This window comes from Chryseobacterium sp. CBo1, assembly GCF_001693475.1.
GTDB lineage: Bacteria > Bacteroidota > Bacteroidia > Flavobacteriales > Weeksellaceae > Chryseobacterium > Chryseobacterium formosense.
Window position 1 is genome coordinate 121,022 of the sequence record NZ_MAUH01000045.1, and the last position, 15,212, is coordinate 136,233.

General features: G+C 33.8%; 14 protein-coding genes. 7 read left to right on the forward strand and 7 right to left on the reverse strand.

Annotated elements, in window-relative coordinates; all coding sequences use genetic code 11:
- Positions 1-49: 49 nt before the first annotated feature.
- The 4 genes from BA768_RS17250 to BA768_RS17265 all read left to right on the forward strand — a co-directional run bounded on the left by BA768_RS17250 (position 50) and on the right by BA768_RS17265 (position 3,406).
- Positions 50-1,414 (forward strand): MATE family efflux transporter, encoded by a 1,365-nt coding sequence (locus tag BA768_RS17250; RefSeq protein ID WP_065721768.1) that lies wholly within the window; start codon positions 50-52, stop codon positions 1,412-1,414.
- 64 nt (positions 1,415-1,478) lie between these two features.
- Positions 1,479-1,979 carry a GNAT family N-acetyltransferase gene (locus BA768_RS17255; protein WP_065721769.1) on the forward strand — a complete coding sequence of 167 codons (501 nt, stop codon included), beginning with the start codon at positions 1,479-1,481 and terminating at the stop codon, positions 1,977-1,979.
- A 17-nt stretch (positions 1,980-1,996) separates the two neighbouring features.
- On the forward strand, positions 1,997-2,515 hold the full coding sequence (locus BA768_RS17260; protein WP_065721770.1) for a GNAT family N-acetyltransferase: 519 nt from the start codon (positions 1,997-1,999) through the stop codon (positions 2,513-2,515).
- 66 nt (positions 2,516-2,581) lie between these two features.
- A complete protein-coding gene (locus tag BA768_RS17265) occupies positions 2,582-3,406 on the forward strand; it encodes a GLPGLI family protein (RefSeq protein WP_065721771.1) in 825 nt (274 codons plus the stop codon).
- Positions 3,407-3,526: 120 nt separating this feature from the next.
- On the opposite strand, the gene BA768_RS17270 is transcribed toward BA768_RS17265, so the two are convergent.
- The 7 genes from BA768_RS17270 to BA768_RS17300 all read right to left on the reverse strand — a co-directional run bounded on the left by BA768_RS17270 (position 3,527) and on the right by BA768_RS17300 (position 11,868).
- Positions 3,527-4,030 carry a GNAT family N-acetyltransferase gene (locus BA768_RS17270; RefSeq protein WP_034676030.1) on the reverse strand — a complete coding sequence of 168 codons (504 nt, stop codon included), beginning with the start codon at positions 4,028-4,030 and terminating at the stop codon, positions 3,527-3,529.
- 53 nt (positions 4,031-4,083) lie between these two features.
- Complete coding sequence (locus BA768_RS17275; RefSeq protein WP_065721772.1) at positions 4,084-4,659, reverse strand: Crp/Fnr family transcriptional regulator; 576 nt, start codon at positions 4,657-4,659, stop codon at positions 4,084-4,086.
- 150 nt (positions 4,660-4,809) lie between these two features.
- Positions 4,810-7,212, reverse strand: a complete 2,403-nt coding sequence (locus BA768_RS17280) for an alpha/beta hydrolase family protein (RefSeq protein ID WP_065721773.1) — start codon at positions 7,210-7,212, stop codon at positions 4,810-4,812.
- 206 nt (positions 7,213-7,418) lie between these two features.
- Positions 7,419-8,597, reverse strand: a complete 1,179-nt coding sequence (locus tag BA768_RS17285; RefSeq protein ID WP_065721774.1) for an aminotransferase class V-fold PLP-dependent enzyme — start codon at positions 8,595-8,597, stop codon at positions 7,419-7,421.
- Positions 8,598-8,801: 204 nt separating this feature from the next.
- Positions 8,802-9,947 carry a hypothetical protein gene (locus BA768_RS17290; RefSeq protein WP_034676019.1) on the reverse strand — a complete coding sequence of 382 codons (1,146 nt, stop codon included), beginning with the start codon at positions 9,945-9,947 and terminating at the stop codon, positions 8,802-8,804.
- Between the two features lie 30 nt (positions 9,948-9,977).
- Complete coding sequence (locus BA768_RS17295; RefSeq protein ID WP_065721775.1) at positions 9,978-10,871, reverse strand: TssN family type VI secretion system protein; 894 nt, start codon at positions 10,869-10,871, stop codon at positions 9,978-9,980.
- 55 nt (positions 10,872-10,926) lie between these two features.
- Entirely contained in the window at positions 10,927-11,868 is a 942-nt protein-coding gene (locus BA768_RS17300) for a type VI secretion system baseplate subunit TssG (RefSeq protein ID WP_065721776.1), read from the reverse strand.
- 258 nt (positions 11,869-12,126) lie between these two features.
- Between BA768_RS17300 and BA768_RS17305 the strand changes: the two genes are divergently transcribed.
- The 3 genes from BA768_RS17305 (at position 12,127) to BA768_RS17315 (ending at position 15,192) form a co-directional block, all read left to right on the forward strand.
- Positions 12,127-12,918 carry a S1/P1 nuclease gene (locus BA768_RS17305; RefSeq protein ID WP_065721777.1) on the forward strand — a complete coding sequence of 264 codons (792 nt, stop codon included), beginning with the start codon at positions 12,127-12,129 and terminating at the stop codon, positions 12,916-12,918.
- Between the two features lie 591 nt (positions 12,919-13,509).
- Entirely contained in the window at positions 13,510-14,376 is an 867-nt protein-coding gene (locus BA768_RS17310; RefSeq protein WP_027385416.1) for an RNA polymerase sigma factor RpoD/SigA, read from the forward strand.
- Positions 14,377-14,604: 228 nt separating this feature from the next.
- Positions 14,605-15,192, forward strand: coding sequence for a hypothetical protein (locus BA768_RS17315; protein WP_065721778.1), 588 nt, complete (start codon positions 14,605-14,607; stop codon positions 15,190-15,192).
- The last annotated feature ends 20 nt before the right edge of the window (positions 15,193-15,212 follow it).

The window sequence follows — 15,212 nt, forward strand, 5'->3', positions numbered from 1 at the left end:
ATTATAAAAATTTGCAGTAATTATGCTGCAAATTTTTTTTTGAACTGTTATGAAGTTTTTAAATAAAAATTACACGAAAGAAGCCCTCACATTGGCTCTTCCGGTAATGCTTACGCAAGTTGGGCAGGTTTCTGTAAACCTATTCGACAATATTATCGTTGGGAAATTACTTGGCGCAGATGCTTTGGCTTCAGTATCTTTAGGAAACGCCGTTTTTTTCTCGATGTTTGTTTTGGCATTGGGATTTTCTTTTGCCATTCCGCCATTGGTTTCGGAAGCACATTCACAGCATGATCACAAAACGATCAATTCTGTTTTCAGTCATGGATTTGTGATCAATATGTCCGTCGGAATTATTCTGATGGGAATTCTGTTTTTGGGAATGCCGCTACTCTATCATTCTGGGCAGCCCGCAAAAATTATTCCCGATACGGTTGATTTCTTAACTATTATGGCAATCAGTATTGTTCCGTTTATGGCATTTCAGACTTTGAGAGAAGTTTCTGAAGGTTTGTCGTACACCATTGGAGTAACAAAGGCTACAATTATTGCCAATGTCATCAACATTGTTCTAAATTATGTTTTCATCAAAGGACTTTGGATCTTTCCTGAAATGGGCGTGAAAGGTTCTGCTTTAGCTAGTTTGATTGCCAGAATTTTCATGGTTGTTTTTCTTTATTTCGTTTTATTAAAAGAGAAAAAAACAAGACAGTACATCAAAGAATTTTCATTGAAAATGCAGGTTTTCTCTAAGAAAATGTTTGAGAAAATGATACGATTAGGTTTCCCTACCGCTTTACAGATGTTTTTTGAGGTAACCGCATTTGCAGGAGCTGCATTTATCTGCGGATTGATTTCAGCTCACGATATTGCTTCGCACCAGATTGCGTTGAGTATGGCTTCATTTACCTTTAATTTATGTATCGGATTCAGTGTAGCTTCAACGGTAATGATCGGCAGAAAACTGGGCGAACAGAATTTTGTTGAGTTAAGAAAAATAGGAATCAACAACCTCAAAATTGCATTTTTATTCATGTGTATTTGTGGCTTTGTATTTATTGTGGGAAGAAATATTTTGCCAACCTTCTTTACAAAACCTGAAGAAGTGGAAGTGATAACTTTAGCATCAAAACTGATGATTATTGCAGCTTTATTCCAGCTTTCTGACGGAATTCAGGTAACGGCTTTAGGAATGTTGAGAGGTTTGCAGGACGTGAAAATTCCTTCTATTTATACATTTATTGCGTATTGGCTGATTACCATTCCTTTGGGCTATTTCCTTTGCGTGACCATGGAAATGGGCGCTTTCGGAATGTGGATTGCGCTCGGATTGGGATTAACGATTTCTGCATGTATGCTGGTAAAACGTTTCCTGAATATGTCTGCAAGACGGATTAAAGGAAATAAAATATAAATTTGAAAGCGGTCTTTGGATCGCTTTCTTATTTGCTATCTTTAAAATTCGAAACTAATGCTTGATGAAAACAATCTTAGAAACCAACCGCCTTTTGCTCAGAGAATTTGACATCAGCGATGCAGAAAACTTCTATAAATTAAATTCAAATCTAAATGTTATAAAATATACAGGAAATTCTGCTTTTAAAGACATCAATGAAGCCAGAGAATTTCTTGAAAACTACTCCGATTACCAAAGAAACGGCTATGGAAGATGGGCAGTTATTAATAAATCAACAAATCAATTTTTGGGTTGGTGTGGCTTAAAATATGATGAAGATTTAGATGAAACCGATATTGGATTTCGGTTTTTTGAACATTTTTGGAATCAAGGGTTTGGTACAGAAAGCGCAAAAGCCTGTCTGGATTACGGTTTTAATGAATTACATTTAAAAACGATTGTCGGAAGAGCGATGAAAGAAAATATGGCATCCATAAAAGTTTTAGAAAAAATCGGACTCAAATTTGAAAAAGCCTTCGATTTTGATGGACAGGAAGGTGTAGTTTATAAAATTGAAAAATAAAAATATCAGATAACATCATGGAACAGATTATACTTAGAAAAATTGATGAAAAAGATGTAAAATCATTGCAGGAGATTGCCAAACAAACTTTTTTCGATACTTTCTCACCACACAATACCGCAGAAAATATGGAAAAATATCTGAATGAAGGTTTTACTACTGAAAAATTAACCTCAGAAATTCAAAACGAAAATTCTCAATTTTATTTTGCTTTGTCTGACAATGAAGTTATAGGATATTTAAAAGTAAATTCAGGAAATGCACAAACCGAATTGCAGGACAAGAATTCTCTTGAAATCGAAAGGATTTATGTTTCAAAAGATTTTCATGGTAAAAAAGTAGGACAGATTTTATATGATAAAGCATTAGAAATTGCAAAAAATAAAAACCTGAAATATGTCTGGCTAGGAGTTTGGGAAGAAAATCACAGGGCTGTACAATTTTATAAAAAAAATGGTTTTGTAGAATTTGATCAACATATTTTTCTGTTCGGAGATGAAAAACAGACAGATTTGATGATGAAAAAAGAGTTGTAATAAACTAAATATTATTCACTTTAATGTGTATAATTATTATATTTGCTAAACATTTCAAATAATAAAATGCAAAAAACACTTATTTTCATCGGTATTATCATGAATCTTTTTTATCAATCTCAAACGAACAGATTTGTTTACGAGCTACAGTACCGAAGTGATTCTACAGAAGACTACAGAAAAACATTGATGAATCTGGATATCTCTGCTGAAAAGGTAAAGTTTTATGATCAAACATTTGCTGAATACGATTCTATTAACAGAGCCGCAAAGACCACCGTATCAAAATATAGCACCAGAACAGATCAGATTATCTCAAGAGAAATCAATTCTAACAAAAATAATTGGTACAGAGACTTTTTTGACTATTTTGTCGTAAAGACCAATGATGAAATGTCTTGGAAACTTTTGCAGGAAACTAAAGACTACAATGGATATAAGCTTCAAAAGGCAGTAACCAAATTTGGAGGCAGAAATTGGATTGCATGGTTCTCAAATGATATTAATATAAAGGAAGGACCTTATAAATTTCGTGGACTTCCAGGTCTGATATTCCTTTTGGAAGATGCTGAGAAAAATTTTATCTATCAGCTTAAAAAAAATGTAAAATTGTCACAAACTTACGACACAAATGATTTTGTGGAAACTCATTTTGGCAAACAAGCAATAACGGTGAGCAATCAAAAATTCAACGCTTATCTCGAAGATTTATACTTGAATCCTACAAGAATGCTTTCTGACAATATAAAAAACGGAGGTAAAGCCAACTTTAAAAATGAAACTATTGAGACAGTAGATGAACTTAACAGAAAAAAAGGGATGTTGCAAAATGGAATAAAAAGCAGATATATTTTTATTGAAAAAGATAAACAACCTAATTTCAAAAAATAAAATTAGATTTTTCTAAAAGTACAAGTTTACTTTTTCAGAAAGCTCCCGTCGATTTTTGTAAATTGACGGGAGCTTTTGGTATAATCATCTAATGGAGTTTTGGAAAAACAATAGACAAAATTAATTAATCCTTTTCCCCATTATTTTCAAAGTACGTTCTATCCCATCCAGAACTGCGACGTTTGGCAAAATTCCCCAATCTTCAAAACCGAAGTTTTGGAAAAGCTTTATGCTTGGTTCGTTATGCAGAAATATGAACCCCAGTAAAGTCTTAATTCCAAATTTTCCGGCATTATCGACACAGTATTGCAAGGTCTTTTTGCCGTAGCCTTTTCCACGGAAATTTTCATCCATGTAAATGCTTACTTCAACCGTTCCGTTATAAGCCGGTCTGCCATAAAATGATGAAAAACTAACCCAACCAACGATATTATTTTCTGTATCTTCTACTATCCAAAGCGGTCTTCTTTCAGGATTGTGCTCATAAAACCACTGATGTCTGCTTTCTACAGAAATTTCTTCGGTATCTGCCGTAACCATTCTGGATCCGATGGTTGAGTTGTAAATTTCAACAATTCTTTTCAAATCTTCAAGTCGTGCGTCTCTGAATATTAAATCTTCCATTTTTCTTAAACAGTATTATACAAAGATACTGGAAGATTTTAGGTTACATTAAATCATACAGATTTTTTCTTTTCATTATCTTTTAAAGCCTTATTCAGACTTCTAACGGTAGTTCCCAGATAAGACGCCATATCTTCTTTTGAAATTTTCATTTCTTTTGCTTTGAGTTCCAAAAGTTGAGACAAAGTATGTTCTGTAGCATGAAGTTGCTGATAAGACGATCTGTTTGAGGTGTTCACAATACGTTCTGCAAAAACATCAAGCAATAAGTTGTTTAAATTGAGATCGTTTTTAATCAGCGACTGAAAATAAGGAATGGTAACGGTAAATACAGAAACTTCCGTAATCGCTTCAATGCTGCAGATACACGGAACATTTTTCATCATTTCAATTTCCCCGAGAATTTCACCTTTTCCCAAAAACTCAACAATGTATTCCTCCTTATTTTCTTCTGTGAAAAAACATTTGGTAATTCCGCTTTTGATGAGCATTATTTTATCAGAGACTTCATTCTGCGTCAATAATTTTTCGTCTTTTTCAAAGGATTCTAATATAATATTGCCTTTATGCTGCTGACTATTATAAAGTACCCATAAATAATCTAAAAAATCTTGATTGGTTCTTAACATAATTTTATTTAAGATAGATGCCTTTCGATATCTATAATTTATACTCAGTTTTATCAGCAGAAAATTACAAAAACTAAAATGAATAGAATATGAATTATTTAAATTAAATCAATAAAAAAACCCGCTCCACAGAACGAGTTTTAAGTATAATTATTTTTTCAGACATTTCTCTAAGAACTGATCCTGTTCCCAAAGCAAATGAAGAATATTTTCTTTGGCGGCATAGCCGTGAGATTCTTTTGGAAGTAGAACCATTCTCACTGGGGCGCCCAGATTTTTCAAAGCCTGGAAATATCTTTCGGTCTGTAAAGTAAATGTTCCCGGATTATTGTCTGCATCACCATGAACCAATAACATTGGCGTTTTCATTTTATCGGCATTCATAAACGGAGACATCGTGTTGTAAATTTCCGGAACATCCCAGTAATTTCTCTGCTCACTCTGGAATCCAAATGGCGTCAAAGTTCTGTTATATGCACCACTTCTTGCAATTCCGCACGCATAATCTTTGGAATGTGTTAAAAGATTCGCCGTCATAAAAGCACCATACGAATGTCCACCTACTGCAACTTTTGTTCGATCAATGTATCCTAATTGGTCTACTGCATCAATGGCTGCTTTTCCGTTGGCAACCAATTGCGGAATGAAAGTATCATTCGGTTCAGTCTTTCCTTCACCGATAATCGGGAATGCAGCATCATCAAGCACGGCATATCCTTTTGCCGTCCAATACACGAACGAGCCGTAATATGGAAACGTAAAATCATTCGGATTCTGAGTATTCTGTCCGGCCGTATTTTTGTCTTTATATTCTGTAGGATACGCCCAGATTAATAACGGAAGCTTTTCTTTTTTCGATTTTCTGTCGTAGTTTGCAGGTAAATAAAGCGTTCCCGTTAAAGTAACTCCGTCATTTCTTTTGTATGTAATTACTTCTTTATAAACATCTTTAATGCTTTCAAACGGATTGGCAAAATTCGTAACGGGCTCAGATTTATTAGTCTTAATATTTTTCTTATAATAATTCGGATACTGATTTGCCGATTGCTGAATTGTTAGCACCTCTCCTTTTTTAGGATCAATAATATCAATGATTTCTTCTTTAGCTCCTTTGAGATTTGAAGTGTACAGTCTTTTCTTTTTTAAAGACTTCATATCCATTTCATCAATGAAAGGATGTTGCCCATCTTTGGTAAATCCGGCTCCAATCAGATAAGATTTTTCGCCTTTCATATCGATAACATATCTTCCAAAGTCATTTTTAGTGGTGTTGAAACTTCCCGGATCATTGTAGACATCCTGATAATTTCTGTCTTCGATGACTTTCGATTCGCCGTTATTCAAATCAACCAGATAGGATTTTGTATTTCTTGTATCGTACCAACCTTCAGAAACAATGGCGTAGTGATTATTCGTCCAGCTTGTGCCTTCATATCTTTGTTTCGTTTTAAAAAAAGATTTTGGTTGATCATTAAACGGAGCGTTCCATGTGAAAATTTCGTCTCTGAAATCAACAATTTTAGATTGATCTCCGCCATCTAAAGCTTCCGCAAAAATCAATGTTGCAGGCTGATCTGCTCTCCAGGTCATATCTCTTTTCCCGGTTCTTACTGATGAAAAACCTTTAGGCATAATTTCGGTAAGCGGAACTTCATTTACCACCTTTACTTCTACTCCTTTTGCATCATACACTTTTGCAGTCAAAGGAAATCTGCTCAAAGGAACGATATAAGAAAACGGTTTTTTAATTGTCGTTGCCATTAAATAATTTCCATCTGGAGAATAACTTAGCGTATAAAAAATATCTTTGTCTTTAAACTTTTTAAGATTGCCATTCAAATCAACATGATACAATTCTGAATGAGTAAGTGTTTCAAAATTCTTTTCATCCTGCGGATTTTTAAGCAAATCCTGATACGTTCTGTTCTGAGAAACTTTTCCGTCTGCCGTGGAAACAATCGGACCTGTAGGAAGATCTTTTGAAGAATCAATCAATTGTGATCTGTTTTCAGGCAACACTTTTATCAGAAAACTTTGGGAATCTTTCATCCAAACAAACGGATAATGTAAGTTTGCATTAAGATTATCTTTTGTAATTTTTTTCGCCGTTGCCGTTTCCAAATCAACTACCCAAAGCTCAACTCCTTTATCGGTAGTATTGGTAAAAGCCAATTTCTTTTCGTCAGGAGAAAAATTAGTATTCGTAATCTTTGGATTTTGCGGAAGACCTTTTACCTGAATTTCAGTCTTATCATTCATTTTACGAACTTTCAGGTTGTTTGAATACGTAATCGTACTTGAAATATTCGTCACCGGATTGATTCTTAAACCTCCCAGTTTCATTTCCTGCTGATTAAGGTCATCCAAAGTTTTATACGTTGGTCTGTAAGTGAAAATTACCCAATCTTTTTTTGAATTGGTCAAAACACTTGGTGGTCGGTCATAATCTGCAAGTTTAAGAATTTCTGCAGATGGTTTCTGATACGTAATATTTTCCTGAGCTTCATAAAAATTGAGAAACGCAAGAAGACAGATGGTTAACTTGATCTTCATTTTCTTTTTGATTTTTCACGAATTTAATGAAAAGTAATTAATTCAATGCTTTATCCTAACTCTTAATTTTAACGCAAAGAGCGCAAAGATTTTTCTTTATGTAATTCACCGTTTTTAAGTTCGCAAAGGCGTTTGACTTCGTCGAATCTACGATTTCACTCAGCAAAGACCAAAATATATTTTCTAAATAAAATAAGATAAATAATTTATATTAAACTTTTACTCAAAATTTCAGAAACCCTTTCGATTTCTTCTAATGTATTGAAATAATGTGGTGAAAGTCGTACTGCTCCGTCAACTTTTTTGTCGGTAAAATCAATTAACGCTGAATGTTTGTAGCTTGCAGAAAAAAATACGTTATTATCTCTCAAAACATTTTGAATATTCTCCAAATCATTGTCCGGTCCGCAAAAAGTAACGATACTGCTTAAATTTTTTCCAATATCTAAAACTTTAAAACCACTTTCTGAAAGATTTGTTCTTAATGTTTCAGCTAAATTTTTATTATAATTTTCAATTTGTTCTAAACCAATATTGTTGGCATATCTTACTGCTTCCATCATTCCTAAAACTGCTGCATAAGAAACTTCCCAATGCTCAAACCTTTTTGCGGTCTTGAATAATTCATAGTTATCAAATTCGGACCAATGCGCTCCTCTCATATCCAATAAAACCGGTGCATAATCCTGTTCCAAAACTCTGTCTGAAACATATAAGAATCCGCTTCCTCTTGGTCCTCTCATAAATTTTCTCCCGGTCGCAGTAAGGAAGTCACAGCCTATTTTTTCGACATCAACAACCATTTGTCCGACCGATTGGCAACAATCTGCCAAATACAAAACATCATATTGCCGGCAGATTTTTCCGACACTTTCAACATCCTGAATCAATCCTGAATTTGTTGGAATATGGGTAACGGCAACCAATTTTGGCTGATGTTCTTTAATTAAATTTTCAAGTTCTTCAAAATCAAGTTCGTTATTATCCAATTTTTTTAGTCTGATAATTTTTACATTCAATCTCTTTTGAAGTGAAATAAACGTAATCTGATTAGAAATATAATCGTCAATTGTGGTGATAATTACATCACCTTCTATAAAAATAATGCTTGAAAGTGCTTTCGCGAAAGCTTCTGTAGCACTCGTCATGAAGGCAATATTGGAAGGCTTAGAATGAATCAGTCTCGCCGTTTCAGCGTAAAAATTTTCAAGCAATTCTGCATTCCTGTTAGCAACTTCATATCCACCGAATTGCTCTTCCTGATGAAAATAATCGATCATCGAATCCACCACAATATTGGGCATTAACGAAGAACCGGCATTGTTGAAGAATAGTTTACCATCTCTTAAACCCCTTATTTCCTGTCTTATTTTATCTGTATTCATTTCTTATTTGTAGATTTTATTTAAGCTATTTAATCTGCGTGATCTGTATAATCTGCGTGAACTAAATCTATCTAGAATAATGATGAATACTTCCCTCTCGCAGATTTGGCAGATGACGCAGATTTTAATTTTTATCTGACAATTTTATACAAAAAATCCCGAATTTGAAGTATCGGGATTTATCTATTTTTAAATTTATTATCTTTAATCTAAAACACTCCAACCTCTTTTCGGATTGGTATTTGAAGAAACCTCCTGCTCGTTGACAATGATGTTTTCTCTTCTCTGCCCGATATAATCAAGCTCGCTTAATTTTGAGAAAATATTTTCGAGACTTTTCAGCATCAAACTGATATGCAATAACGGTTCGCCCGAATTGTGATGGTCATAATTCGTTTCTGCCACTGTCGAAAGCTGGTTCAGTAAAGTATGAGGCGCAATTTCGCTCCATTCTAAGCTGTAATTCAGCATCTCTTCTAATTCTCCCGGAACAAGAATCTGTGTAGAATTGTACATTCTCAACGCTAATTTTGCAAAAGTTTCAATTAAAAAAACCGGCGGTTGATACGGAATGATATTTCTGAACTGAAAATACATATCTCCGAAAGTATTCACCAAAACATTACACAAGGCTTTCACATTTAATGCTAAAGAAGTATTTTGATTTTTATGAGAAGCTTTCTGAATGATTTTAAACGCATATTGCTGTAAATTCCCGATAGATTTTGCAAATCCGTTGTAATAATCAATCAAAACCGGATGGCTCTGAATCGATGTACAGGGCGGAATAAAATTGGTATTAACCTGCGCTATATTTCCTTTAAAATCTACTTTCCCCACAACCAGATAATTTCCTCCCGAATAATTGCTGTTCAGCGAACTTACAGGAAGCAATTCAATATGATAATTTGAATGGGCATTTGGATGTCTCGGCGGAATTTCTTCAGGATCAATATCTCCGAAAGGTACTTTATCAAAAGGATTTACGGAAACTAAAATATAGTATTCTCCATCCATTTGGTTCTCATCAATATTTAAAGATTTAGCCAGAGATTTTACACTGACTCTACGATCTTTAAGTTCTAATCTATACCCTGCTAAAGTTACTGCACTGCAATTTTTGATAAAAAGCTGCACATCATTGGTTGCCGTATTATGAACATCAAAAATGGTTTTATCGGTAAACTCATTAGACAATGGCAGCAAACCGTAATTATAATTGGTTATAGGAAGAGAGCTAGAATCTCTAATGGTATCGATTAAAAAATTGTCCTGATCGTTAAGATGTCTCTGTGAGACCTTCATTCCATCAACCCAGTTGATAGCAAAATGTTTTATGGGCTGTATCATATTGTAATACTTTTATTTGTGATTTTAATTTTACTTTTTTCCTTCTTCTTCGTGCTGAATCACTCTCTTACAAATCACCACTTCATTTTCTGAAATCGTATTTGTCGTAATATCCTGATCGAAATCGATATATTTTCTGAAGCTAAAAAACGATTTTTTGGTATAAAAAATCCAGTAATAAGGTTCTCTCTGTTCGTCAGTTAAATGAATAATTGACTTTGGATTTTTATGGTTGTAATCATCTACCACTCTGAAAAACCAATCTCCGAAAGTGACTCCCGTTGGTAGAGTTTTCGCTTTAATTCTGAATCTGTTGGCATCTTCAAGATTTTTACTCAGTTCAACATTTAAAACCATTAAGCGATCAAAATCTGCACCGTCGAAATCTGGTGGTTTCTGATCCGGAGAATATCTCCATGTTTTATAAATATCAACAGGAATGCTTATCAGCTGAATATAGCAATAATAAAAAACCAATGGTACAAAAAATATTAAAACACTGGTTGCGGACATTATAGGATATCCTGTTCCTTTGCCGATCCATCCGAAAATCAGAACAAAAAGATAAGCACCTACAAGAGCACACGTTATTGAAAGAATAGATTCAAATAAAATACTCTTCGTCTGAGATTTAAAATGTTTTCTGAAAAAATTATGCATCAGATTTACGTGGAGAATCCCAAAAACCAGATAAATAATCTGCGCGATCAAATACCAATAAGGATTGAAAGTATTACCCGCAAAACCGAAAAAACCCGGTAACGCCAGACACAGACTGCACAAAAGAACATAAACAATCATTGTTCTTATTTTTATGGCAGGCTGGCTTTTTCGGATAGCTCCCAAAATGAACATCATAATGACAGCAAGAAGCGGCACCAAAATATACCTGAAAAATATACCTTTTACTGAAGAAATTTCCATTGATTTCTTTTAATATTTAGTTTGATTGATGAATTGTAAATATACTTAAAAATTTTTACAGAAACGTAGAATAACCGAGCCTGTTTGCATTTCTTTGATCGTCTTCCAGCACAAAAGAATAGTCTTTTTTCTCTGTGATAAAATTTTCTTCAATATCTACAGAAACAGGAAGGCAATAATCGTACAAAGCTTGCAAAACTTTCCTGAAAGGATTGCCCGGAATATAATTTTTCATCTCATCATAAGGAATCGGACCGATATTTACGATCCAGTTTCTTTCGCCGTCCATGTGTTTTCCGCTTGCTATATAGGTAACTCCCAGTCTTGAATTTCCCAAAAGAATAGAAGAATCGTCTTCTTTCATTCTGTCGATTTCATTTGGTGTAAAAGTAATTTCTACAGGAACTTTCAGAAAAGCGGTCATGCAACGTTCAAACCACTTTTTATCGCCTCTGATGTTGTGGAAAAATGGCAAAATATGAAGGAAAATATAAGCATTCTGTTTATCGAGCATTTTAATGATCGGCCAGAGATCACTGAAGATGTGGAGAAGAGAATCTGTTTCGCTTGCCAAATCGAAATCAAATTCTTTCAGCAAAGCGCTGATTTCGGTAAAGAAAATTTCAAGCTCGAAAGGTCTGAAGAACTTTCTTGCATCATCTTCCACTCTTTTTTGTTTGCGGATCTCTTTTACAACACTTTCAACATTTTTTCTTGAAGTATTGAGAGAAGGCGGATGAAAAAGTCCTTCCGGAAGATAATCATAAATTCCTTCACGGTAAGTTCTGATATTGAGAACTTCTTCGTCAAATCCTAGATAATGGCTTGAAATACTTTTAATATCCTTCAGATAAGCTCTGTCGTTGATGCCTATTCTTTCAATAAAAATATTGCTTACAGATCGGTGATATTTCAAAAGATTTACGGCAACTGCTTCAGCTTTAAAGTCTGTCTGCAGCTTGTTGTAATTCATTTCTATCGTGCTGTTGTCGTACATATTTATTTGTGTGATCTTAATTGGTATCGTAAAGATAAAATATCTCCTATTATTGAAAAAGAATTTATATTAATTTTTTACACTTAAATTCTTTATCTGATCTAATTTACTGATTTTCTTTTGCATTAATCTTTATTAAATAAAATTCGTCTGTGATTTTACATAAAATTAACAGTGCAATAACCAACAAATCATCATTTTCAACCATAATTTCGGTAAGGCTGGCTTATCTTTGCAACTCGAAAATTAATTAAAGAAATGAAAAGTATTTATTCTAAAATTCTGCTTTTGGCATTTGTTGCAAGTTCGGTTTATTCATACGCATGGGGATTAACGGGACACCGAGTGATTGCTGAGATTGCAGAAAACCATCTTTCAGGAAAGGCTAAAAGAGAGATCAGAAAAATGTTGGGGCAGGAAAGAATGGCGTATTGGGCAAACTGGCCGGATTTTATTAAATCTGATACGACCGGTGTCTGGAAGCAGGCTTCAGCTTGGCATTACGTAAACATCGATCCAAAAACAGATTTTGCTGCATTCGAAAAAGACTTAAAAGCTCAGGCAGGAGCCAATCTTTATTCTCAGATTAAAGTATTGTCGAGCCAGATTAAAGATGAAAAAACTTCTGAAAAAGACAGAAAAATTGCTTTGATTTTCCTCATTCACATGATGGGAGATTTAGCACAGCCGATGCATACAGGAAGATCTGAAGATTTAGGGGGAAATAAAATCAGTGTTACTTATTTTGGAGACAAGACCAATTTACACTCTGTTTGGGACGGAAAATTGGTTGATTCACAAAAATACAGCTACACAGAATACGCAAAACTTTTGGATATTAAATCGAAAGATGAAGTAAAACAAATTCAATCCGGAACGTTGGAAAACTGGTTGTACGATTCTCATCAGATTGCTAATAAAATTTACGCACAAACTCCGGATGGTTCGAAATTGTCTTACGATTACCAGTATAAATTTAATGACGTCATGGAAAGACAGCTTCTTTATGGAGGTTTGAGATTGGCGAAATTACTGAATGATTTGTTTTAATGTGAATCGTCAATGGTGAATTTTAAAAGTCAATTTTGAATTATGACTTAAAAATAGTAGAGCGGAACTTTGGTTTCGCTTTTTTTTGTTTTAACTGTAATAATTCTTCACTTAGTTTGTCATGCTGAAAGCATCTCAACATAGTATTAGAGATTCAATTTTAGATCCTTACAGGATGACAAACCGTGTGGATATTTATGAATGTTGAATTTATGAACAACACCCTAGCCCCGATAAAAACGACATCCTTTTTGGTGGCGGGCGGAACGAAGAGGAGACCGCTACCAAAAAGATACAGTGGATAGCGGGAAAAAGCTTCAAATAGAAAATTAAAACTGCTTTTCGATGTAATCAAATTGCTCCAAAAAAACAATAGAACACAAATTCGACAGAGTCAAAAAGCTTCAAATAAAAGATTTAATTTTTTTTGATAAAATCAATAAACGCTTTATCCTCAATATAAAGGGGAATAATTTACGACTATTTTTTCTGTTTTAAATTAAATTAATAAAAAATATTGCAACTGGTGTAACCTTTGTATTATTTTGAGCGTATAATATAATAGCAACTCTATTTTTGAGAACAGAATAAATGAGACAATTAAAAATAACCAAGCAGGTTACCAACAGGGAAACCGCTTCACTAGACAAGTATTTGCAGGAAATTGGTAAAGTAGAACTGATTACAGCAGACGAAGAAGTAGATTTGGCACAGAGAATCCGTGCAGGCGACAGAGCCGCTTTGGAAAAATTAATTAAAGCCAACCTTCGTTTCGTAGTTTCCGTTTCTAAACAATACCAAAACCAAGGACTTTCTCTTCCCGATTTGATCAACGAAGGGAATTTAGGATTAATGAAAGCTGCAAAAAGATATGACGAAACCAGAGGTTTCAAATTTATCTCTTACGCAGTTTGGTGGATTCGTCAGTCGATTTTACAGGCTTTGGCAGAACAGTCGAGAATTGTAAGATTGCCATTGAACAAAATCGGTTCGATCAACAAAATCAATAAAGCTTACGCGCACCTTGAGCAGGAAAACGAAAGACCACCTTCTCCGGAAGAATTGGCAGAAGTTTTGGACATGAGTGAGGAAGACATCAAAGAATCGATGAAAAACTCCGGAAGACATTTGTCGATGGATGCGCCATTGGTAGAAGGTGAAGATTCTAACTTGTACGACGTATTGCGTTCAGGAGAATCTCCAAGTCCGGATAAAGATTTGATGCTTGAATCTCTTCAAATCGAAATTGAAAGAGCATTGAACACTTTAACGCCAAGAGAGGCTGATTTGGTAAGACTGTATTTCGGATTGAACGGAAAACATCCAATGACTTTGGAAGAAATCGGTGAAACTTTCGATCTTACAAGAGAAAGAGTTCGTCAGATTAAAGAAAAAGCAATCAAAAGACTGAAACATAATACGAGAAGTAAGATTTTGAAATCTTATTTAGGTAAATAATTTTTAGTTTTAAATAATTATTAACGGAGCTTGATTTTTCAGGCTCCGTTTTTTTTGTTTAATAATTTAAAGTATCTTCATTCAACTAATTAAAATAATAAATTAACCATCACATTTGTCATTCTGAACGAAGAGTAGCGAAGTGAAGAATCTCAATATTTAAAATTTAAAAGAACTTTCAGAGATTTCTCCTATCGTCGAAATGACAAATGCAACAAAAAAACAAACATGAAAAAAATACTTTTTAGTTCTACTCTATTTTTATTAATAATTTCCTGCTCAGAAAAAACTGAAAATAAACCTTTAGAAAATAATGTAGTTGATAACGTAGGATCATCAACATCTTTAAAAAGTGGTCGCGGAAAAGGAAATATGGTGTTAGATATTTATGCTGAGTTACTTAAAAATGATAAAAAATTGCAGAAATTAGAAAAGAAAATTGAGGATATAAATAAAGAAACAAATGTTGTAATTTCTGATTATGAAACTATCATCAATAAATCTGACAGTTACTACAATGATGCAAATGAACTTACAAGATCAATTATTGATTCTATGACGAAGAAGGAAATTGAAAAAGAAATTAAATTCAGTTCTGAAAGATATGATTTGAAAACAAAGAAAATCAAAGATTTAATTGTAAAAATTAACCAAAATACAAGCATCATTAAAGATCAACATACGATTTTTAAAATCAAGAAAACTCTACCGGAAATTGAAAAATATCAAGATGCTCATCCTTTGAAAACGGATAGTCTTGAAAATTTTGTCAATAAACAAAATCAGTTATTAAGCGAATTGAAAAACTTGAAATAATTCTTGCCACAAATACACGA